Here is a 20131-nt window from a genome sequence, read left to right as displayed (position 1 = left end):
CCTTGCATGATGGGAGTCCGCATGAAACGCAGCGCGTCCGTCGCTATCCTGGTGGCAACCGGCCTCATGGCCGCTTGCAGCAGCACCGAACCGCTTAGCAAGCCGCTGGATTACAAGTCCGACGCTCCGAAGCCGACCGCCAACAGCCTGGAGGTGCCGCCGGACCTGACCGCGCCGCAAATCCAGAACAAGTACAATCTGCCCGGCGGCGTCACCACCGCCAGCGCCGATCCAGTCGTCGCCTCGGCCACGTCGCCGGTGGCGATCAACCAGCTGGACAATGTCCGCATGGAACGCGCCGGCACGCAGCGCTGGCTGCTGGTGGGCAACAAGAAGGCCGCCGAGCTGTGGCCGGTGCTGAAGGCGTTCTGGCAGGAAAACGGCTTTGTGATCAAATCCGAGGATCCCAGCCTCGGCATCATGGAAACCGACTGGGCGGAAAACCGCGCCAAGCTGCCGAACGACGGCCTGCGCAAGCTGCTGGAAACCGTCGGCCTCGGCAGCGTCTACTCCACCGGCGAGCGCGACAAGTTCCGCATCCGCCTGGAGAACACGCCGCAGGGCACCGAGGTCTACTTCTCGCAGCGCGGCATGGAAGAAGTCTACGCCGACAGCAGCAAGACCAATACCGTGTGGCAGCCGCGTCCGACCGACCCCAACCTCGAAGCCGAATTGCTGGGCCGCTTCATGGTCCGTCTCGGCCTGACCGAGGAGAAGGCCAAGGAACAGGTCAAGCAGACGCTGGCCGCTCCGGCCAAGCCGCAGGATCCGATCGTCGACGGCCAGCTGCAGCTGTCCGACGGCTTCGACCGCGCCTGGCGCCGCGTCGGCCTGGCGCTGGACCGCGTCGGCCTGGTGGTCACCGACCGCGACCGCTCGCAGGGCCTGTACTACGTCAAGCCGGCCAAGGGTGAGACCGACAGCAAGGACTCCGGCGGCGGCTTCTGGTCCGGCCTGGCGTTCTGGAAGAGCGACGACGGCAAGGCGGTCAAACCGACCGAGCCGGAATACCGGATCAAGCTGCAGGAGCAAGGCAACGGCACCACCGCGCTGCAGATCCAGGACAAGCAGGGCAAGCCGCTGGCCGACGACTTCGTCAAGACCGCGCTGGGCAAGCTGCAGACCGAACTGCAGTAATGCAACAGCCGATGGCCAAAAACACGACAGCCCGCGAAAGCGGGCTGTTTTTTTATGCACGGCACATCTGTTTGATCGACGGTCAGCGTCAAACCCCGCAGTGGAGCGCCGTCTGAGCGATTGCCGGGCATAATATGTAACGTTTTGTATTCCGCGATAATTTCTGTGGTTTTTCCACCAAATTTACAACTGTTGCTAATAGCCGCCAATCAATGGGCGCAAAAAAACCGGCCGAAGCCGGTTTTCTTGTGTTGCTCGCCGCGAATTACTTGGCAGCGGAAGCAGCCGGAGCGGACGCGTCAGCAGCCGGAGCGGAAGCGGCCGGAGCGGAAGCTTCAGCAGCCGGAGCCGAAGCGGCCGGAGCGGAAGCTTCAACTGCCGGAGCCGAAGCTTCGGCCGGGGCTTCTTTTTTGCCGCAAGCGGACAGGGCTACGGCCAGCAGGGCAGCAACGAGGAGCGACTGTTTCATTTTTTCTTTACCTTTGAGGATAAGTTGAACAAGACGTCAGTTATCGCACGGTCTCGACAATAAGCCGGGCGACTGAAAATCCATCAGTGAGCAAATTGTATCACGAAAAAAATGGCTGTATAGAGGGCAAAAATCTAAAAAAACCACATCGCCGACCAAAGCCCGGCAAGCAACGGGATAGACACAAAAACGGGTGTTCGAATCCCAAATTTGGCTGTCCCGCGCGTCGCCGATCCGATACAAACGCCAAAACTGTTGTTATTGTGCTACATCGGCTGGCAAATGCCAATAACCTGATAGGTAGCCGTCGTACAAGGAGGACAGCATAGCCGCCGAATAATCGCCGGCGAACAGGCGCCGCCGGTTGCCGAAATCGCGCCAGGCGGCCTGGTCCCCCGGCGCCGCGTCCAGCTTCTCGCCATTGCAATAGACGCCGTCGCCGCAGAACAGAATCTGGCTCTTGCGGTCCAGCACCAGTCCGCCGTCGGCCACCGCCTCGGCGAATTCGTCCTCGTCCAGCTCCTCTTCGGGCGCGTCGTAGAACACGTGCGCCTTCGGCTCGGTCAGATAGTGGCCGAGGAAATCGCGCACGGTGCCCTCGTCCCAGCGGATCTGCGACAGCAGCCGCGACACCTGCGCCACCATTTCGTCGCCGATCCGAGCCGGATCGGCCGGCCGCTTCAGCTCGGGATCGGCGTAGACGCCGTCGACGCAGACGCGGTCCTGCAGATAGACCAGGAACTGGGTCGCCAGCTCCTGCGCCGGCGGCGCCCTGAAACCTATCGAGTAGGTCATGCCCGGCTCCAGCGCCACGCCGTAGTGGGCGCAGCGCGGCGGCAGATACAGCATGTCGCCGTGCTCCAGCACGAACTCCTGCTCCATGCGGAAATCCTTCAGCACGCGGATCGGCGCGTCCTCGATGAAGTCGGCGTCGCTCTGCGACGAGATCTGCCAGCGCTTCTGGCCGCCGACCTGCAGCAGGAACACGTCGTAAGCGTCGAAATGCGGGCCGACCGTGCCGCCAGGAGGAGCATAGCTGATCATCAGATCGTCGAGCCTGGCATAAGGGATGAAGTCGAAGCGCCACAGAATGTCGTCGATATGCGGCAGAAGATGGTTGACGCCCTGCACCAGCAGCGTCCAGTCGGTGTCGGCCAGCCGGCGGAAGCGGGACGCGCGGAACGGACCGCGCTCCAGGTGCCAGCGTTCCTTCTTGTATTCGATCAGCCGCGACTCGGCGTCGTCGCGCTGCGCCAGCTCGGACAGCATGGAAAAGTCCACGTGCGGACCGACATCGGTCAGCGCGCCCCGGATCAACAACGGCTTCTTGTGCCAGTATTCGGCCAGAAATTGTTCGGGCGACATGCCGCCCAGCAAGGTAGTGGTATTCATCAGCTTTTACGGGCCTTGGCGCCCATCTATGGTTTACAATACGGCCAGACGCCTACGCGCCCTATCTTGCGGTGGAAGGAACACCCTCGGGACCGTCCCTGTCAAGTTTTTTCACCATCCATCACGGATATCGAACTCATGCAAATCGCCAAAAACACCATCGTCACGCTCCACTACGAAATGTTCGACGCCGACAACAACCTGCTCGACAAGACCGAAGAGCCGATCAGCTACCTGCACGGCGGCTACGATGGCATCTTCCCGCTGGTGGAAGAGGCGCTGGAAGGCAAGAGCGCCGGCGATGCCGTCGACGTCAAGCTGACCGCTGACGACGCTTTCGGCGATCCGGAAGAAGAGCTGATTCGCATGGAAGACCTGGAAGTGTTCCCGGCCGACGTTGAAGTCGGCATGGTCTTCGAAGCCGACGATCCGGAAACCGGCGAACTGCTGCTGTTCCGCGTCACCGACATCGCCGACGGCAAGGCCATCGTCGACGCCAACCACCCGCTGGCCGGCATGAGCATCCGCTTCGCCGCCAAGGTGGTCGAAGTCCGCGCCGCCAGCGCCGACGAGATCAACCATGGCCACGCCCACGGCGAACACGGCCATCACCACTGATCCGGCTAGCGGCGGCCAAGGCCGCCCGGTCTGACAAAGCGGCCCATCGGGCCGCTTTTCATTTGTCCTCAACCGGCGGAAACCGCTCCGGCCCGCACATCGCTCAGCCCGGTTTCCGGCCGATGGTGACCCGATCCTGCCCGGCCAGGTCGCGCACGGTTTCCACTTGCGCCAGACCGGCGGCGGCGAACAGGCCGCGCACCGCCTCGCCCTGGTCGTAGCCGTGCTCGACCATCAGCCAGCCGCCGGCGGCGAGCCGCCGCGGCGCGCCGGCGGCGATTTCGCGCAGGCAGGCCAGGCCGTCGGCCTCGTCGGTCAGCGCGCCGCGCGGCTCGAAGCGCAGATCGCCCTCGGCCAGATGGCGGTCGTCGCGCTCTATATACGGCGGGTTGGACACGATCAGCTCGAAACGCGCGTCGGCGTCCAACGGCTCGAACCAGCTGCCCAGCCGGAAATCGACGCCGGCGGCGAGCGCCTCGGCGTTGCCGCGCGCGACGGCGAGCGCCTCGGCCGAAACGTCGACGGCGCAAACCGACCACGGCGCCGCCTCCAGCGCCAGCGTGACGGCGACGATGCCGCTGCCGGTGCCCAGGTCCGCCACCCGCGCGGACGCGTTCCGGTCGACCTTGCCCAAGGCCAGCTCGATCAGGTGCTCGGTTTCCGGCCGCGGGATCAGCACCGCCGGATCGACGCGGAAATCGCGTCCGTAGAATTCGCGCACGCCCAGCAGATAGGCCATCGGTTCGCCGGCCAGCCTACGCGCCGCCAGCGCGTCGAAGACGGCGGCGGCCTCGGCCGGCAATTCGCGTTCAGGATGGCCGATGATGGCCGCGTGGCTCAGGCTGGGCCAGACATGCATCAGCAGCATCCGGCTTTCCAGCCGGGGCAAGGCGTGGCGCCGCAGCGCCTGTTCTATCGTCGGCATCGCTCTCTACAATAAAAACAGGGTGGCCAGACCCAGGAAAATCAAAAAGCCGCCGGAGTCGGTGCAGGCGGTGATCAGCACGCTGGAACCCAGCGCCGGGTCCTTGCCCAGCTTCTGCATCAGCGTCGGGATCATCACCCCCATCGTGGCGGCCAGCATCAGGTTCAGCGTCATCGCCGCCAGCATCACCAGGCCCAGCGAGGCGCTGCCGTACAGCAGCCAGGCCACCGCACCGATGACGCTGCCCCAGACCATGCCGTTGATCACGCTGACGCCCAGCTCCTTGCGCCACAGCCGGCCGGCCTGGCCGGGCCGCATCTGGCCCATCGCCAGCGCGCGCACGATCATCGTGATGGTCTGGTTGCCGGAATTGCCGCCGATGCCGGCGACGATGGGCATCAGCGCCGCCAGCGCCACCAGTTGGGCGATCGAATGCTCGAAGGCGCCGATCACCCGCGAGGCGAAGAAGGCGGTGCCCAGATTGATCGCCAGCCAGGCCCAGCGGTTGCGGACCGAATCCATCACCGGCGCGAACAGGTCTTCCTCTTCCTTCAGGCCGGCCAGGTTCAGCATCTCGCTGTCGGACTCCTCGCGTATCACGTCCACCATCGCGTCCACCGTCAGCCGCCCGAGCAGCGCGCCGCGCTCGTCCACCACCGGCGCGGTGACCAGGTCGTAGCGCTCGAAGGCCAGCGCGGCGTCCACCGCCGCCTCGTCCGGATGGAAGCTGACCACTTCGGTGGCCATCGCCTCCTCCACCAGCGTGTCGGGATCGGACACCAGCAGTTTGCGCACCGACAGCACGCCTTTCAGCAGGCCGGCGTCGTCGGTGACGAAGATCTTGTCGGTCTGGCCCGGCAGTTCGTCGAAGCGGCGCAGATAGCGCAGCACCACCTCGCAGCTGACATCGGCGCGTATCGTCACCAGCTCGAAGTCCATCAGCGCGCCGACGCGGTCGTCGTCGTAGGACAGCACCGCCTGCAGCTGGCCGCGCTCCTCCTCGCCCAGCCGCCCCATCGCCTCGTACACCACCTGGCGCGGCAGATCCGGCGCCAGCTCGGCCAACTCGTCGGCGTCCAGGCCGGCCAGCGCCGCGACCAGCTGATCCGGGTCCATCACCTCGACCAGCGATTCGCGCACCGCGTCGGACACTTCCAGCAGCACGGCGCCGTCGCGCGTCGGATCGGTCAGGTCCCAGGCCAGCAGCCTGTCCTCCAGCGGCAAGGCCTCCAGCACGTGGGCGATGTCGGCCGGATGCAGCTGGGCCAGTTTCTGGCTCAGTTCCTGCAGATTGTGTTGCTGCGCCTGGGCATCGGCGGCGTCCTGCTTCGCCATCAGATGCTCGAGCTGGCGCTGGCGCTCGATCAGCCGTTGCACCAGACCCAGGCTTTCCTGCAGACGATCGGCGGATTGTTGCTTGAAGGCAACCGTCATGCACGTCTCCTTCCGCCCACGGGGCGCACGGAGGCCGACGGTGTGAGGCGGGACTTTATAGAATGATACGGAATTGGATTACGGGGTAACTGGGTAAGTCCATTGCGTTGGCCGCGGCGAGCCCGCGGCGCGATAAAGAAAGTCGCGATTGTAACATGGCGCCGCAACGGGCTTCCAGCCGGACGCCTCGGCGCCGGCAGGATGTTGCGGGAAACCGGTTCAGGGCAGTTCGACGTAGCCCATGCGCCGCTGGATGATGCGGGTCTTGCGGGCCAGGCCCGGCGCGTTGCGGTGGGCGTCGTAATAGCGCGGGTTCGGCACCATCGCGGCCAGCTTGGCCGCCTGGAACGACGACAGCCGCGAGGCGCCGGTGCGGAAGTAGTGGCGCGCGGCGGCCTCGGCGCCGAACACGCCGTCGCCCCACTCGATCACGTTCAGGTAGATTTCGTAGATGCGGCGCTTGTCCATCGCGGTTTCCAGCATCACCGTGATCAGCGCCTCCTCCAGCTTGCGCCAGGGCGTCTTGCCGCTGGACAGGAACAGATTCTTCGCCAATTGCTGGCTGATGGTGGAGCCGCCGGCGACGATCCGGCCCTTTTTCAGATTCTTCTCGAACGCCGCCTCGATGCCGTCCCAGTCGAAGCCCTCGTGATCGACGAACTTCGCGTCCTCGGACGCGATCAGCGCCCGCTTCAGATTCGGCGAGATCCTGGCGTAAGGCACCCACTGGTGGCTCAGCTCGGCCTCTGGATCGTCCTTCTTCAACCGGGCCAGCTGCTCGTTCATGAAGGAACTGGCGTCCGGATCATGATCGCGCCAATACAGGATATGGCCGAACACCCACAGGTTATACAGCATAAAGGCGGCCATCAGGGCCGCCAGGATTTTCAGGAAAAGACGCATCATCCCACTCGCGAAGCGAGGTCCTCTTCAAACGCATTCGAGCCGGGCAGCATCGGCGGGACCTTCCGCTCTGCGGCAGATCGGGATCGAACAAACGGGCTGCGACGACAGCCCTCTTATGTATAGCGCAGGCCCGGACCGGCCGGGCCCCGCGCCATCGTCAGGCCAGCACTTCCCTCAGCATATTGGTCACCTTGCGCGTTTCCGGCTGGATGCCGCGCCAGATCGAGAACGACTCGGCCGCCTGCTCCACCAGCATGCCCAGGCCATCGGCCAGCATGCCGGCGTTCTCGCCCTGGGCGCGCTGCAGGAACGGCGTCAGGCCGCTGCCGTACACCATGTCGTAGGCCAGCGTGCGCGGCGTGAACACGCCGTGCGGCAGCGGCGGCATCTCGTTGTTCAGGCTGGTCGAGGTGGCGTTGATGACGATGTCGAAGCTGCGGCGCTCCAGCGCCGAGTAGCCCACCGCCTCCACCTTGCCCCAGCGCGCGAAATGGTGGGCCAGCGCCTCGGCCTTGATCACCGTGCGGTTGGCGATGGTCAGGCTGGCCGGCTTCTGCTCGAGGATAGGCTCCAGCACGCCGCGCACCGCGCCGCCGGCGCCGAGGATCAGCACGCGCTGGCCGGCGATCGGGTAATCCAGATTCTCGACGATGTCGCGCACCAGGCCGACGCCGTCGGTGTTGTCGCCGTACACCTTGCCGTCGCGGAAGGTCAGCGTGTTCACCGCCTCGGCGGCGCGCGCGCGCTCGGTCAGTTCGGACGCGTAGCGGAAGGCGTCGCCCTTGAACGGCAGCGTGATGTTCAGCCCCTTGGCGCCGCTGGCGACGAACGCGTCCACCGCCTCGCCGAAATGGCCCAGTTCGGCGGACAGCCTTTCGTAGCAGATGTCCTGGCCCGAGGCCCGGGCGAATTCCTCGTGGATGAACGGCGACTGGCTGTGGGAGATCGGGTTGCCGATAACGGCGTAACGGTCGGTCATGTCCGGCTTTCCAATGTCTGAATGGATGGTCTGCGGCGACGCAGCGCTTCAAGCGACACTTTGCCGTTTAATGACGCAAACTTCAACCGCGGCGCGCGCGGCGGCTTGACGCCGGTCATGGTCCCGGCCGACGGCGGCATGCAGCGGCGCCGTCGGGCCAGGATCGCCACACGGCCCGTCGGCCAGGCCGCGCCGCGCGGGAAAGGGCGTGAACAGGCGCCTAACCCTGCACCCACGGCAGGCCGCGCCGGCGCCAGCCCCCGACCGAGTTGCGATGGCCGTCGGCGTCCAGGTCGCCCTCGAAGCCCTCCAGCACGTTGTACACCTCGCTATAGCCGTTGGCCGCCGCCAGCCGCGCCACCTGGTCGGAGCGGGCGCCCGATCGGCAGATCACCAACAGCACCGCCTCCGGATCGACCTGCTGGGTCAGCTGGGCCAGGAAATTCGGGTTCGGCGCCATGCCGGGATAGCTGCGCCACTCGATGTTCACCGCCTGCGGCACGGTGCCGACGAATTGCCATTCGGCGTGGCTGCGCACGTCAAGCAGCACCGCCTTCGGCAGGCCCTGCATCAATTCGTAAGCCTCGTCTGGCAGGACCGCGCCGCTATAGGGCAGGTCCAGCTGCTCGGCGCGCCGTTGCGCGGCCTGCAGTATCTGGCTGGTTTTGCTCATGCTGTTTTCCTCCTGCAACACGGATCGCCTATGTTGGCGATTATCTGCCCGACGGCGGCCGCTGGCAAATCGCACCATAATGGTGCGGGCCGATTTGACGAGCACCAACTTGGCCCGCGCGCGGTCATTCCGGCCGGCTGGCTAAGCCCATTCGGCTATGACACAATGCAACAACAACGATTCTGGAGCTGGCACGCTTCCTGCTTAATGCCGGGCGTACCGATTTTTACGCACTTGCCCTTGGGTGCACGTTGCCTTTCAGGAGATAAACCATGGCAGTAGCCGACGTAGTCAAGCTGATCCAAGAAAACGACGTCAAATTTGTCGATCTGCGCTTTACCGACACCCGCGGCAAAGAACAGCACGTCTCCATCCCGGCCCACGTGCTGCTGGAAGACGCCGACGACTGGTTCGAACGCGGCCACGCCTTCGACGGCTCCTCCATCGCCGGCTGGAAAGGCATCCAGGCATCCGACATGCTGCTGATGGCCGATCCGGCCACCGCCCGCATCGACCCCTTCTTCGACGAACCGACCGTGTTCATGCACTGCGACGTGATCGACCCGGCCGACGGCAAGGGCTACGACCGCGACCCGCGCTCGATCGCCAAGCGCGCCGAAGCCTATCTGAAGGCCTCCGGCCACGGCGACACCGCCTACTTCGGCCCGGAGCCGGAATTCTTCATCTTCGACAGCATCACCTGGGGCACCGACATGTCCGGCTGCTTCGTCAAGATCAAGGCCGAGGAAGCGGCCTGGGCGTCGGCCGAGGAATTCGAGGGCGGCAATATGGGTCACCGCCCGGGCGTCAAGGGCGGCTACTTCCCGGTCCCGCCGGTCGACTCCTCGCAAGACATCCGCTCCGCGATGGTGCTGCTGCTGGAAGAATTGGGCGTGCCGGTCGAGGTGCACCACCACGAAGTGGCGACCGCCGGCCAGAACGAGATCGGCACCCGCTTCAGCACGCTGACCCAACGCGCCGACTGGACCCAGATCCTGAAATACGTCGTGCACAACGTCGCCCACAGCTACGGCAAGACCGCCACCTTCATGCCGAAACCGATCGTCGGCGACAACGGCTCCGGCATGCACGTGCACCAGTCGATCTGGAAGGACGGCGTCAACCTGTTCGCCGGCGACGGCTATGCCGGCCTGTCCGACACCGCGCTGTACTACATCGGCGGCATCATCAAGCACGCCAAGGCGCTGAACGCCATCACCAATCCGGGCACCAACTCGTACAAGCGCCTGGTGCCGCACTACGAAGCGCCGGTGAAGCTGGCCTACTCGGCGAAGAACCGTTCCGCCTCGATCCGCATCCCGCACGTGGCCAGCCCGAAGGCTCGCCGCATCGAAGCGCGTTTCCCGGATCCGCTGGCCAACCCGTACCTGTGCTTCTCCGCGCTGTTGATGGCCGGCCTGGACGGCATCCAGAACAAGATCCACCCGGGCGACGCCGCCGACAAGAACCTGTACGATCTGCCGCCGGAAGAAGACAAGCTGATCCCGACCGTGTGCGCCAGCCTGGACGAGGCGCTGGACGCGCTGGACAAGGATCGCGAGTTCCTGACCCGCGGCGGCGTGTTCTCCAATGAATGGATCGACGCCTACATCGAACTGAAGATGCAGGAAGTCAACCTGACCCGCATGACCACCCACCCGGTGGAATTCGCGATGTACTACTCGCTGTAAGCCGGCTCAAGCGCGGCAGACCGGACGGCGGCCCTCGTGGCCGCCGTTTTCGTGTCAGCCGTCCGAACGCGCATATGACGCGGCCGCCGGATTTGCTTATCATGCAGATGCCACCTAATCCAGTCACGCACGATGAAGACACTCGCCCTCTGCCTGCTGCTGGCCTGCTGCGCCGCCCAGGCCGACACCATCTACAAGTACGTCGACGCGAACGGCAACGTCACCTATACCAATGTGCCGCTTCGCGGCGCGCAGCCGATCAAGCTGAATCCGCTGTCGTCCTATCCCAGCCGAAAAAATGGTTCGGCGCCGGCCAAGCCGGCGGCGTCGGGCGGCTATCCCAATGTCGACGCCGGCACCCAGAAGCAGCGCGACGGCGGCCGCAAGAAGATTCTGGAACAGGAACTGGCCAACGAGGCCAAGGCGCTGGACGCGGCGAAGCAGGCGCTAACCGAGGGCAAGGCCGTCCGGCTCGGCAACGAGGCGCGCAACTATCAGAAATATCTCGACCGCGTGCAGAAGCTGCAGGACGAGGTGACCGACCGCGAGAAGAATGTCGACGCGCTGAAGCGCGAACTGGGCATGCAGTAGCAAAATGCACCATTTTGGTGCAAACTGAGCCGACCCTGCCCGCCGACGGCGCCAGCCCCCGCATCATCCGGCGTCGCGCCGGCTGGCGCGCTTATTGCTGAGACATCGGCGCGGCCCCCGCCGCCAGCCCATCATCATCACAAGCGGACCCCAATGCCCATACCCAGCTTTGCCGGACTGGAGCTGCTCGACACGCCGGTGCTGATCTGCGACGCCGACGCCGCGCTGCGCTTCGTCAACCCCGCCTGCGAGAACCTGCTGGCGCTGGGCAGCCGCGAGCTGCTGCGCCACGGACTGACCGACTTGTTCCAGCCCTGCCCGGCGCTGCGGCAGGCGCTGGACACCGCCTTGCGCCAGGGCGCCAGCTATATCGAACACGATCTGGAACTGCAGGCCCAGCACAGCGGCGCCGCGCTGCACGTGGCGCTGACCATCACCCCCATCGACATCGACGGCGGCCTGGCGCTGATCGAACTCAGGCCGCTGGACCAGCAGTTGAAGATCGCCAACGAGGAACGCTTGCTGCTGCAGCATCAGGCCAACCGCGAGCTGATCCGCAATCTGGCGCACGAGATCAAGAACCCGCTGGGCGGCATACGCGGCGCGGCGCAGCTGTTGGAGCACGAACTGGCCGACCGGCCGGAGCTGAAAGAGTACACCGAGGTGATCACCGAGGAGGCGCGGCGGCTGCAGACGCTGGTGGACCGGTTGCTGGCGCCGCACCGCAGCCACAGCCGCGGCCCGGTCAACATCCACGAAGTGCTCGAGCGGGTGCGCAGCATCGCGCTGGCCCAGCATCCGCAGGGCCTGGCGCTGACGCGCGACTACGACACCAGCCTGCCGATGCTGTCGGCCGACAAGGAACAGCTGATCCAGGTGGTGCTGAACATCGTCAACAACGCGGTGCAGGCGCTGCGCGGCCAGGGCCGCGTCGTGCTGCGCACGCGGGTGGCGCGCCAGATCACGCTGGCGCGCAAGCGTCACCAGCTGGCGCTGAAACTGCAGATCGTCGACGACGGCCCCGGCATTCCCGACGACATACGCGACCACATCTTCTACCCGCTGGTCACCGGCCGAGCCGAAGGCACCGGGCTGGGACTGACGCTGGCGCAGGCCTTCGTCCACCAGCACGGCGGCAGCATAGAATTCGAGTCGCGCCCGGGCCAGACCTGCTTCACCGTACTGCTGCCGTTCGGCCCCGACGCCGCCGGCTGAACGCCCCGACAAGAACAACAGGAGAAACACCATGGCCAAGCCGGTCTGGATCATAGACGACGACAAGGCGATACGCTGGGTGCTGGAAAAAGCGCTGACCCGGGCCGACATCGGCTTCGACAGCTTCTCCAGCGCCGACGACGCGCTGAACGCGCTGTACGACGACACCCCGCAGGCGATCATTTCCGACATCCGCATGCCCGGCACCGACGGGCTGAAATTCCTGGCCAAGGTGAAGGCCGAGCATCCGCAGCTGCCGGTCATCATCATGACCGCGCACTCGGACCTCGACTCCGCGGTGTCGGCCTTCCAGGGCGGCGCCTTCGAATATCTGCCCAAGCCTTTCGACATCGACCAGGCGGTGCTGCTGATCGAGCGGGCGCTGGCGGAAAACCAGGCGGGCGACGACGGCGCGGACAGCCTGGAGGCGATGCCGGTGCTGCTGGGGCAGGCGCCGGCGATGCAGGACGTGTTCCGCGCGATAGGCCGGCTGGCGCAATCGAGCGTCACCGTGCTGATCACCGGCGAGTCCGGCACCGGCAAGGAGCGGGTGGCCGAGGCCCTGCACCGCCATTCGGCGCGCGCCGGCAAGCCGTTCATCGCGCTGAACACCGCCGCGATTCCGAAGGACTTGCTGGAGTCCGAGCTGTTCGGCCACGAGAAGGGCGCCTTCACCGGCGCGCTGGCCACGCGCCGCGGCCGCTTCGAGGAAGCCGAAGGCGGCACGCTGTTCCTGGACGAGATCGGCGACATGCCGACCGAGCTGCAGACGCGGCTGCTGAGGGTGCTGTCCGACGGCCATTTCTACCGCGTCGGCGGCCACACGCCGATCAAGGCCAATGTGCGGGTGATCGCCGCCACCCACCAGAATCTGGAACAACGGGTGCGCGAGGGCCGCTTCCGCGAAGACCTGTATCACCGCCTGAATGTGATACGGCTGCGGCTGCCGCCGCTGCGGGAGCGCCGCGAGGACATCCCGTTGCTGGCGCGCCACTTCCTCGCCAGAAGCGCCTCCCAGCTCGGCGTCGAGCCGAAGCGGCTGTCGGAGGCGGCGATGGCGCTGATCCAGCGCAGCGCCTTCACCGGCAATGTGCGCGAGCTGGAAAACCTGTGCCAGTGGATCTGCGTGATGGCGCCAGGCCAGACCGTCGAGGTGGCGGACCTGCCGCCCGAGTTGCGCGAGCCGACCGGCCGCGACCTGGCCACGACGGATGGAGATTGGGAAAAGCAGCTGGTCGACGAGATCCGCCTGCGGCTGCAGGCCGGCGAGATCGGCATCGCCGACACATTGATCCAGCGTTTCGAAACCGCCTGCATACGCGCCAGTCTCGCCCACACCGGCGGCCGCAAAGTGGAAGCCGCCCATCTGCTGGGCTGGGGCCGCAACACGCTGACGCGTAAAATCCAGGAACTGGGACTGGAACCACGCACAATGGATAATTGTTAATCAATCAATCATTGTACGGCGTCTCATTTTTAATAAATACTGATAGAATTGGGCAAAACCCATTGCCCGACGCTATCGATGCCCCGTCTGCCGCTCGCGCTGGCCTGCCTGTGCCCGCTGACGCTGTCCGCCGCCCCGTCGCTGCGGATCGCCGTCAGCGACGCGCTGACCAGTCCCTACGTCATTGAAGACCCCTCCCCCACCAGCCCGCCGCGAGGCCGCGCCATCGAGCTGGCCCAGACCGCGCTGCGGCGCTGCGGCCTGCAGGCGGCTTTCGCCCGCCAGCCCGGCGAGCGCATCGTGCAGAATCTGGCGCTGGGCCGCGTCGACGGCGCGCTGCTGCTGTCCTATCGCCAGGAACGCGCCGGCAAGATGGCGTTTCCGCTGCTAGGCGGCCGGCCTGACCCGCAACGGCGGATGGCGACCTTCAGCTACGCCTTCTACGTCCGCGACGACAGTCCGCTGCGCTGGAACGGCCTCGGCCTGTCCGGCCTGGCAGGCGGCACCGTCGGCATCAACCAGGGCTGGTCGATAGGCCGCGACCTGTTGGCCCGCGGCATCGCCGTCGAGGAAAGCCACGGCATCGCCGACAATTTCGCCAAGCTGCAGGCCGGCCGCACCGACGCCTACGTGCTGCACCAGCTGGCCGGCGACCTGTATCTGCGCCACCACCCCGAACTGAAGATACGCCGGCTATCGCCGCCGCTGCGCAGCAAGACCTATTACTGGGTGTTCAGCCGCGACTTCGCCAATCACCGCCCCGGACAGGCCGCCTGCCTGTGGCGCCAGCTGCCGCTGCTGCGCGCGCGCTATCTGCCGGAGACCGCGCGCTAGGCGCCGCGCGCCAGCTCGCGCTCCCAGTCCAGCCGGCCGTCGCCGGGCTCGCGGTCGCGCGCCTCGAGCAGCGCCTCCGGCACGAACCAGCACACTTCGAACAACAGACCGTCCGGGTCGTGGCCATACACGCTCTTGTGGATGCCGTGGTCTTCCTCCATGCCCAGCTTGCCCAGTTCGGCCAGCTCGTCGCGTATCCGCCTCAGCTCCGCTATCGTGTCCACCTCCCAGGCCAGATGGTAGAGCCCGGCCGCCGGCTGATGCGGCCCCGGCGTTTCGCCGCTCGGACTGAACGGGCCGGAGCGCTGCTGGCCCAGATTGCGGCGGAACAGCGCCAGATCGTGGTCGTTGTCGGAGTCGGCGGCCTGCGCGAACACCGCGTGCGGCGAGGCGGCGTCGCCCTTCGGACGGAAACCGAGCACATCGCGATAGAAGGCGGCGCTGCCGGCCACATCGCTGACGTACAACACCGCATGATTGAGTCGTTTGATACCCATTGATCACCTATCTGTTTAATGAATGAACGCTCGACAGCCATCTGCTGTCATAAACTGTCTGAACCTGATACCGGAGCCTATCCCCATGAACGCGCCTCGAGCCGGATTCACACTGGGCACGCTGATCGCCGTGGCCCTGTCCTGGTCAGCCAACCACTCGATACTGTGGGCCATCATCCACGGGCTGCTGAGCTGGATCTACGTCGTCTACTATCTGCTGACCCGGGCGCTGTAGCGGCGCCGCGGGTCGCCGCGCCGCCAAACGCTTGAAAACAGCCTCTCAAGCCTGCAACGGCGATAGCCCCGGCAGCGTCGCGAAACTGCTGGCGCGCACCGTTTCCACGAAGTCCTGCATATAGGCGCGCTCGGCGTCGGCCTCGCGCAACGCCGCGTACAGCTCGCTGTGCAGGCCGTCGCCGCCTATCCTGCGCGCCACCACATAGCCTCGGTCCAGGTAGGGCTGCACCGCCCAGTAAGGCAGCGCCGCCACACCGCGGCGGCTGGCCACCAGCTGGATGATGGCGATGGTCAGCTCGGCGGTGCGCCGCGCCGGATCGACGCCGGCCGGCGACAACACCTTGCGCAGCAGGTCCAGCATCTCGTCGGCCACCGGATAGTGGATCAACGTTTCGCCGGCGAAGTCCTCGGCCCGCCACACCGGTCTGTCCGCCAATGGATGCTCGCGCGCGGCGATGGCCACCATCTCGTAGGAAAACAGCGGCAGGTGGGCGACGCCGGCCTGCGCTTCCGCCTCGGACACGATGGCCAGATCGGCGCGGTCGCTCAGCAGCAGGCCGACCGGATCGGCGTGGAAGCCGGACACGATGTCCAATTCCACCGCCGGCCAATGCTGGCGGAACTGGTCCATCGCCGGCATCAGCCAGTCGAAGCAGGTATGGCACTCCACCGCCACCCTGAGCTCGCCGTCCCCGCCCTGGCGTATCCGCGCCAGATCGCGCTCGGCCGCCGCCACGCGGGCCAGCAGCTCGCGCGCGAGCAGCAGCAGGCGCTCGCCGGCCGGCGTGAAGCGCAACGGTTGGGTCTTGCGCTCGAACAGCGGCAAGCCATAAGCGGTTTCCAGTTGCTTCAACTGATGCGACAAGGCCGACTGCGTCAGGTATACCCGCTGCGCCGCCTGCGACACGCTGCCGCTTTCCGCCAGCGCCAGCAGGCTCCTCAGATGCCTCAGCTCCAAAGCGCTCATCATCGATTCCATTCATGCTGAACAGCAAAATAATGAGTTTGAATCATACAACACAATGACAGATGCTTGTCTGATCACGACAAGACAGAAATACGGCGATGAGTCATCCCACCCACTTGCTCGGCTTCCCGCGCATAGGCGCCAGGCGCGAGCTGAAAACGCTGCTGGAAAACCACTGGAACGGCGAGCTGGACGAGGCCGCCCTGCTTCAGGGCGCGAAGGAATTGCGCCAGAGGCACTGGCTGCTGCAGAAAGGCGCCGGCGTCGCGCTGAGCCCGGTCGGCGACTTCTCGCTGTACGACCATGTGCTGGACGCCCAGCTGCTGGTCGGCGCCGCGCCGGCCCGCTTCGGCTTCGACCCCGCCGCGCTGTCCACCGCCCAGTACTTCGCGCTGGCGCGCGGCAACGCCGCGCAGCCAGCGCTGGAAATGAGCAAGTGGTTCGATACCAACTACCACTATCTGGTGCCGGAATGGCGCGCCGACACCGCTTTCGCCGCCCAGCCGGAGCGGCTGCTGTCGCAGCTGCGCGAGGCGCAGGCGCTGGGCGTCGCCGCCAAGCCGGTGCTGTTGGGTCCCCTCAGTCTGCTGTGGCTGGGCAAGACCAAGGGCCGGCCGTTCGACAAGCTGTCGCTGCTGCCCGGCCTCGTCGCCGCCTACCGCGAGCTACTGGCCGCGCTGGCCGGCGCCGGCGTCGAATGGGCGCAGATAGACGAACCGATACTGGCGCTGGACCTCCCGCCCGCCTGGCTGGACGCCTTCGCGCCGACCTACGCGCAATTGCGCCCGGACGCGCCCAAACTGCTGCTGACGACCTATTTCGGCGGCGTAGCCGAGCATGCCGGCCTGCTGAAGGCGCTGCCGGTGGCCGGCCTGCACCTGGACCTGGCGCGCGCGCCGGAGCAGATAGCCGCCTTCCTGAACGACTACCCGGCCGACAAGGTGCTGTCCGCCGGCGTCGTCGACGGCCGCAATATCTGGCGCGCCGATCTGTCGGCCCTGCTCGCCCGGCTGCAGCGGCTGGCCGAGCCGCTGGGCGAACGGCTGTGGCTGGCCCCCAGCTGCTCCCTGCTGCACAGCCCGTTCGACGCCGCCGCCGAGACCGCGCTGGACCCGGAGCTGAAGGGCTGGCTGTCCTTCTCGGTGCAGAAGCTGAACGAATTACGGACGCTGAGACGCGGGCTGGAACGCGGCCGCGCCGCCATCGCCGACGAACTGGCCGGCAGCGATTTCGCCGTCGCGCAACGCCGCGCGAGCCCGCGCATCCACAATCCGGCCGTCGCCGAGCGGCTGGCGGCGCTGCCGGCCGGCGCGGACGGGCGCGCCAGCCCCTACCCTGTCCGCGCCGAGCTGCAGCAGGCCTGGCTGAAATTGCCGCCGCTGCCGACGACGACGATAGGCTCCTTCCCGCAGACGCCGGCGATACGCGCCAGCCGCGCCGCGTTCAAGAAAGGGGAGCTGTCCGCCGCCGACTACCGGCAGGCGATGGAGAGGGAAATCGAACTGGCGATACGCCGCCAGGAAGCGCTGGGACTGGACGTGCTGGTGCACGGCGAGGCCGAGCGCAACGATATGGTGGAATACTTCGGCGAGCAGCTGGCCGGCTTCGCCTTCACCGCCGGCGGCTGGGTGCAGAGCTACGGCAGCCGCTGCGTCAAGCCGCCGCTGATTCTGGGCGACGTGTCGCGGCCCGGCGCGATGACCGTGGACTGGGCGCGTTACGCGCAAAGCCTGAGCGCCAAGCCGGTCAAGGGCATGCTGACCGGGCCGGTCACCCTGCTGCAGTGGAGCTTCGTCCGCGACGACCTGCCGCGCGGCGAGGTCTGCCGCCAGATCGCGCTGGCGCTGAACGATGAGGTCCTGGACCTCGAAGCCGCCGGCGTGCGCGTGATCCAGATCGACGAGCCCGCGATACGCGAGGGCCTGCCGCTGAAGCGCGCCGAGCGCGACGGCTACCTGGACTGGGCCGGCCGGGCGTTCCGGCTGTCCAGCCGCGGCGTGGCCGACACGACGCAGATCCACACCCATATGTGCTACTCGGAATTCGGCGACATCCTGCCGGCGATCGCCGCACTGGACGCCGACGTGATCACGATAGAGACCTCGCGCTCGGGCATGGCGCTGCTGGCCGACTTCGCTCATTTCCGCTACCCGAACGCCATCGGCCCCGGCGTCTACGACATCCACAGTCCGCGCGTGCCGTCCGCCGGCGAAATCCGCGCCTTGCTGGACAAGGCGCTGCGGGTGATCCCGGCGGAAAGGCTGTGGGTGAACCCGGACTGCGGGCTGAAAACCCGCGGCTGGTCCGAGGTGGAGGCGGCGCTGACGACGATGGTGCGGGTCAGCCGGGAATTGAGGGAGGAACTGGCGCAGGACGCCTGAGGCCACGGCGCAAACGACGACGCCCCGGCAAGGCGGGGCGTCGGACAGGGACAGGGGGAAGGCTCGGGGCTCACGGCTCCAGCATCCCCGGCGTCAGCATCAGCTTCAGCCTGACCTGCTCGAAACCGCCGCGCTCGCGGCGGCTCAACCACCACACCGAACCCTTCTTCACGCTCCACATCTGCTGCTGCTCGGCCAGCAGACGCGCCGCCAGCCAGCCGATATACGGCTGATGGCCGACCACCACCACCGCGCGTCCGGCATCCGGCCAGCCGACCGCCTGCAATACCTCGTCGGCGCCGGCGCCCGGATTCAAATCCGGCAGCACTTCGTAACTCTTGGCCAGATACGCGGCCGTCTGCTGCGAACGCTTCGCTTCCGAAGCCAGCAGCAGGTAATCATCCGGCAGCCGATCGCGCAGCCAGGACGCCATTCGGCTGGCCTGCTGCTGCCCGCGCCGGGTCAGCGCGCGCGCCAGATCGTCGGCGCCGTCCTCGGCTTCGGCGTGGCGCCAAAAAATCAAATCCATGACATTCTCCTTGCCTTGTTTTGCCGCGGCTGTCTTGATATCGAGACAGCCGCGCCCCCCGCATGCTAACCGAGCCCAAGCGCCCGCACCAGCCATGGCAGCGTCAAGGCGGTGAACACGCCGTTCAAGCCCATCGCCAGGCCAGCGAAGGCGCCCGCCGTCTCCGACAGCTGGAACAGCCTGGCGGTGCCGATGCCGTGCGCGCTGACGCCGGTGGCCACGCCCAGCAGCATGTCGTCGTCCCAGCCCAGCAATTTGAACAACGGCGGCGCCAGCACCGCGCCGACGATGCCGGACACGATGACGAACATCGCCGCCAGCTCCGGCGCGCCGCCGAGCTCGCCGGCCAGGCTCATCGCGATCGGCGTGGTCACCGCGCGGGTGGCCAGCGCCACCCGCACCGCCTGGTCGAAACCCAGCCACCAGCCCAGGCCCGCCGCGCTGACCATTCCCACCAGACCGCCGACGGCGATGCTGGCCAGCAACGGCGCCGCCGCTTTCTTCAAACGCGCCAGATTGCCGTACAAGGGCACCGCCAGCGCCACCGTCGCCGGCCCCAGCAGCAACTGGATGAAACGGGCGCCGTTCATGTATTGCTGGTAAGTGCTGCCGCTGATCCACAGCCAGGCCAGCACGATCAACACCCCCAGCAACACCGGATTGGCCAGCGGATGGCCGTGGCAGCGGCGGTGGCCGGCCAGCGCCAGCCGGTAGGCCAGCAAGGTGACGAAGACGCCGCTAAGCGGCGAATCCAGCCAGGCGGCCGTCAATGCCGCCTCCCGCGCAACAGCAGCTTCAACACCAGCCCGGTGGCCAGCAGCGTGGCCAGCGAGGAAGCCAGCATGATCAACGCCAGCTGCCAGCCGTGCGCGCTCAACATCGGCGCGTAAGCCAGCAAGGCGCCGCCGGCCGGAATGAACAGCAGCGACATGTGGCCGAGAAAACGGGGCGTCTCGCGCTGCAATGCGGCCGGCACCGCCCGGCGCAGCCACAACGTGGAGAACAGCAACAGCAAGCCCATCACCGGACCCGGCATCTGCCAGCCCATCCCGCGCACCAGCGCCTCCCCGACAAGCTGGTAGCCCAGCAGCCACAACAGCAGATCCAGCATATGCCCTCCCGTCCAACGTGCCCGCGGCCTGTTCGTGAACAGGCGCCAAGTATGATAACGTCAAGTCATCGCGCCGGATATCGCCGCAGGCGACAATC

The 20131-nt window shown here is 66.5% G+C and carries 20 protein-coding genes; 9 read left to right on the top strand and 11 right to left on the bottom strand.

Features of this window, described 5'->3' with window-relative positions; translation table 11 throughout:
* Nucleotides 1-21 precede the first annotated feature (21 nt).
* The gene (gene bamC / locus CXB49_RS03445; protein WP_101710586.1) at nucleotides 22-1137 is read left to right on the top strand and encodes an outer membrane protein assembly factor BamC; all 1116 of its coding nucleotides are present in this window, start codon (nucleotides 22-24) and stop codon (nucleotides 1135-1137) included.
* Between the two features lie 727 nt (nucleotides 1138-1864).
* Here the strand turns inward: bamC and CXB49_RS03435 are convergent.
* Entirely contained in the window at nucleotides 1865-2998 is a 1134-nt protein-coding gene (locus tag CXB49_RS03435) for a cupin domain-containing protein (protein WP_101707098.1), read from the bottom strand.
* Between the two features lie 138 nt (nucleotides 2999-3136).
* Between CXB49_RS03435 and CXB49_RS03430 the strand changes: the two genes are divergently transcribed.
* The gene (locus CXB49_RS03430) at nucleotides 3137-3616 is read left to right on the top strand and encodes a peptidylprolyl isomerase (RefSeq protein ID WP_101707097.1); all 480 of its coding nucleotides are present in this window, start codon (nucleotides 3137-3139) and stop codon (nucleotides 3614-3616) included.
* Nucleotides 3617-3719: 103 nt separating this feature from the next.
* Here the strand turns inward: CXB49_RS03430 and prmC are convergent, their stop codons facing one another.
* The 5 genes from prmC to CXB49_RS03405 all read right to left on the bottom strand — a co-directional run bounded on the left by prmC (nucleotide 3720) and on the right by CXB49_RS03405 (nucleotide 8533).
* Nucleotides 3720-4541 carry a peptide chain release factor N(5)-glutamine methyltransferase gene (prmC, locus tag CXB49_RS03425; protein WP_101707096.1) on the bottom strand — a complete coding sequence of 274 codons (822 nt, stop codon included), beginning with the start codon at nucleotides 4539-4541 and terminating at the stop codon, nucleotides 3720-3722.
* 6 nt (nucleotides 4542-4547) lie between these two features.
* Complete coding sequence (mgtE, locus tag CXB49_RS03420; RefSeq protein ID WP_101707095.1) at nucleotides 4548-5975, bottom strand: magnesium transporter; 1428 nt, start codon at nucleotides 5973-5975, stop codon at nucleotides 4548-4550.
* Between the two features lie 219 nt (nucleotides 5976-6194).
* The gene (mtgA, locus tag CXB49_RS03415; protein WP_101710585.1) at nucleotides 6195-6878 is read right to left on the bottom strand and encodes a monofunctional biosynthetic peptidoglycan transglycosylase; all 684 of its coding nucleotides are present in this window, start codon (nucleotides 6876-6878) and stop codon (nucleotides 6195-6197) included.
* A 160-nt stretch (nucleotides 6879-7038) separates the two neighbouring features.
* Nucleotides 7039-7860, bottom strand: a complete 822-nt coding sequence (gene aroE, locus CXB49_RS03410; protein WP_101707094.1) for a shikimate dehydrogenase — start codon at nucleotides 7858-7860, stop codon at nucleotides 7039-7041.
* Nucleotides 7861-8080: 220 nt separating this feature from the next.
* Complete coding sequence (locus CXB49_RS03405; protein WP_101707093.1) at nucleotides 8081-8533, bottom strand: rhodanese-like domain-containing protein; 453 nt, start codon at nucleotides 8531-8533, stop codon at nucleotides 8081-8083.
* A 272-nt stretch (nucleotides 8534-8805) separates the two neighbouring features.
* Between CXB49_RS03405 and glnA the strand changes: the two genes are divergently transcribed.
* The 5 genes from glnA (at nucleotide 8806) to CXB49_RS03380 (ending at nucleotide 14311) form a co-directional block, all read left to right on the top strand.
* Nucleotides 8806-10224, top strand: a complete 1419-nt coding sequence (gene glnA, locus CXB49_RS03400) for a glutamate--ammonia ligase (protein ID WP_101707092.1) — start codon at nucleotides 8806-8808, stop codon at nucleotides 10222-10224.
* A 132-nt stretch (nucleotides 10225-10356) separates the two neighbouring features.
* Complete coding sequence (locus tag CXB49_RS03395) at nucleotides 10357-10815, top strand: DUF4124 domain-containing protein (protein ID WP_101707091.1); 459 nt, start codon at nucleotides 10357-10359, stop codon at nucleotides 10813-10815.
* A 153-nt stretch (nucleotides 10816-10968) separates the two neighbouring features.
* Complete coding sequence (gene glnL / locus CXB49_RS03390; protein WP_101707090.1) at nucleotides 10969-12030, top strand: nitrogen regulation protein NR(II); 1062 nt, start codon at nucleotides 10969-10971, stop codon at nucleotides 12028-12030.
* 31 nt (nucleotides 12031-12061) lie between these two features.
* Nucleotides 12062-13477 (top strand): nitrogen regulation protein NR(I), encoded by a 1416-nt coding sequence (gene ntrC / locus CXB49_RS03385; protein ID WP_101707089.1) that lies wholly within the window; start codon nucleotides 12062-12064, stop codon nucleotides 13475-13477.
* A gap of 78 nt (nucleotides 13478-13555) precedes the next feature.
* Nucleotides 13556-14311, top strand: coding sequence for an ABC transporter substrate-binding protein (locus CXB49_RS03380; RefSeq protein ID WP_101707088.1), 756 nt, complete (start codon nucleotides 13556-13558; stop codon nucleotides 14309-14311).
* On the opposite strand, the gene CXB49_RS03375 is transcribed toward CXB49_RS03380, so the two are convergent.
* Entirely contained in the window at nucleotides 14308-14808 is a 501-nt protein-coding gene (locus CXB49_RS03375; RefSeq protein ID WP_101707087.1) for a VOC family protein, read from the bottom strand. The genes CXB49_RS03380 and CXB49_RS03375 overlap by 4 nt on opposite strands.
* A gap of 85 nt (nucleotides 14809-14893) precedes the next feature.
* Between CXB49_RS03375 and CXB49_RS23875 the strand changes: the two genes are divergently transcribed.
* Nucleotides 14894-15043 carry a hypothetical protein gene (locus CXB49_RS23875; RefSeq protein WP_199406774.1) on the top strand — a complete coding sequence of 50 codons (150 nt, stop codon included), beginning with the start codon at nucleotides 14894-14896 and terminating at the stop codon, nucleotides 15041-15043.
* Nucleotides 15044-15088: 45 nt separating this feature from the next.
* Here CXB49_RS23875 and CXB49_RS03370 read toward each other — a convergent pair whose 3' ends face one another.
* Nucleotides 15089-16015 carry a LysR family transcriptional regulator gene (locus CXB49_RS03370; protein ID WP_199406773.1) on the bottom strand — a complete coding sequence of 309 codons (927 nt, stop codon included), beginning with the start codon at nucleotides 16013-16015 and terminating at the stop codon, nucleotides 15089-15091.
* 95 nt (nucleotides 16016-16110) lie between these two features.
* Here CXB49_RS03370 and metE point away from each other — a divergent pair, with 95 nt between their 5' ends.
* A complete protein-coding gene (gene metE, locus CXB49_RS03365) occupies nucleotides 16111-18393 on the top strand; it encodes a 5-methyltetrahydropteroyltriglutamate--homocysteine S-methyltransferase (RefSeq protein WP_101707086.1) in 2283 nt (760 codons plus the stop codon).
* 70 nt (nucleotides 18394-18463) lie between these two features.
* Here metE and CXB49_RS24320 read toward each other — a convergent pair whose 3' ends face one another.
* The 3 genes from CXB49_RS24320 to CXB49_RS03350 form a co-directional block, all read right to left on the bottom strand.
* Nucleotides 18464-18922: a histidine phosphatase family protein gene (locus CXB49_RS24320; RefSeq protein WP_101707085.1), complete on the bottom strand. Its 459-nt coding sequence runs from the start codon at nucleotides 18920-18922 to the stop codon at nucleotides 18464-18466.
* A 65-nt stretch (nucleotides 18923-18987) separates the two neighbouring features.
* On the bottom strand, nucleotides 18988-19692 hold the full coding sequence (locus tag CXB49_RS03355; protein WP_101707084.1) for an LrgB family protein: 705 nt from the start codon (nucleotides 19690-19692) through the stop codon (nucleotides 18988-18990).
* Entirely contained in the window at nucleotides 19689-20033 is a 345-nt protein-coding gene (locus CXB49_RS03350; protein WP_101707083.1) for a CidA/LrgA family protein, read from the bottom strand. The genes CXB49_RS03355 and CXB49_RS03350 overlap by 4 nt, the downstream gene beginning before the upstream one ends.
* Nucleotides 20034-20131: the final 98 nt, after the last annotated feature.

The organism is Chromobacterium sp. ATCC 53434, from assembly GCF_002848345.1.
GTDB lineage: Bacteria > Pseudomonadota > Gammaproteobacteria > Burkholderiales > Chromobacteriaceae > Chromobacterium.
Note: the sequence above shows the minus strand (reverse complement) of the source record. Positions and strands in the feature narration are given on the sequence as shown.

Coding starts and splice junctions, on each gene's coding strand:
- bamC (WP_101710586.1), top strand. CDS start 22: ATGAAACGCAGCGCGTCCGTCGCTATCCTGGTGGCAACCGGCCTCATG.
- CXB49_RS03435 (WP_101707098.1), bottom strand. CDS start 2,998: ATGAATACCACTACCTTGCTGGGCGGCATGTCGCCCGAACAATTTCTG.
- CXB49_RS03430 (WP_101707097.1), top strand. CDS start 3,137: ATGCAAATCGCCAAAAACACCATCGTCACGCTCCACTACGAAATGTTC.
- prmC (WP_101707096.1), bottom strand. CDS start 4,541: ATGCCGACGATAGAACAGGCGCTGCGGCGCCACGCCTTGCCCCGGCTG.
- mgtE (WP_101707095.1), bottom strand. CDS start 5,975: ATGACGGTTGCCTTCAAGCAACAATCCGCCGATCGTCTGCAGGAAAGC.
- mtgA (WP_101710585.1), bottom strand. CDS start 6,878: ATGCGTCTTTTCCTGAAAATCCTGGCGGCCCTGATGGCCGCCTTTATG.
- aroE (WP_101707094.1), bottom strand. CDS start 7,860: ATGACCGACCGTTACGCCGTTATCGGCAACCCGATCTCCCACAGCCAG.
- CXB49_RS03405 (WP_101707093.1), bottom strand. CDS start 8,533: ATGAGCAAAACCAGCCAGATACTGCAGGCCGCGCAACGGCGCGCCGAG.
- glnA (WP_101707092.1), top strand. CDS start 8,806: ATGGCAGTAGCCGACGTAGTCAAGCTGATCCAAGAAAACGACGTCAAA.
- CXB49_RS03395 (WP_101707091.1), top strand. CDS start 10,357: ATGAAGACACTCGCCCTCTGCCTGCTGCTGGCCTGCTGCGCCGCCCAG.
- glnL (WP_101707090.1), top strand. CDS start 10,969: ATGCCCATACCCAGCTTTGCCGGACTGGAGCTGCTCGACACGCCGGTG.
- ntrC (WP_101707089.1), top strand. CDS start 12,062: ATGGCCAAGCCGGTCTGGATCATAGACGACGACAAGGCGATACGCTGG.
- CXB49_RS03380 (WP_101707088.1), top strand. CDS start 13,556: ATGCCCCGTCTGCCGCTCGCGCTGGCCTGCCTGTGCCCGCTGACGCTG.
- CXB49_RS03375 (WP_101707087.1), bottom strand. CDS start 14,808: ATGGGTATCAAACGACTCAATCATGCGGTGTTGTACGTCAGCGATGTG.
- CXB49_RS23875 (WP_199406774.1), top strand. CDS start 14,894: ATGAACGCGCCTCGAGCCGGATTCACACTGGGCACGCTGATCGCCGTG.
- CXB49_RS03370 (WP_199406773.1), bottom strand. CDS start 16,015: ATGATGAGCGCTTTGGAGCTGAGGCATCTGAGGAGCCTGCTGGCGCTG.
- metE (WP_101707086.1), top strand. CDS start 16,111: ATGAGTCATCCCACCCACTTGCTCGGCTTCCCGCGCATAGGCGCCAGG.
- CXB49_RS24320 (WP_101707085.1), bottom strand. CDS start 18,922: ATGGATTTGATTTTTTGGCGCCACGCCGAAGCCGAGGACGGCGCCGAC.
- CXB49_RS03350 (WP_101707083.1), bottom strand. CDS start 20,033: ATGCTGGATCTGCTGTTGTGGCTGCTGGGCTACCAGCTTGTCGGGGAG.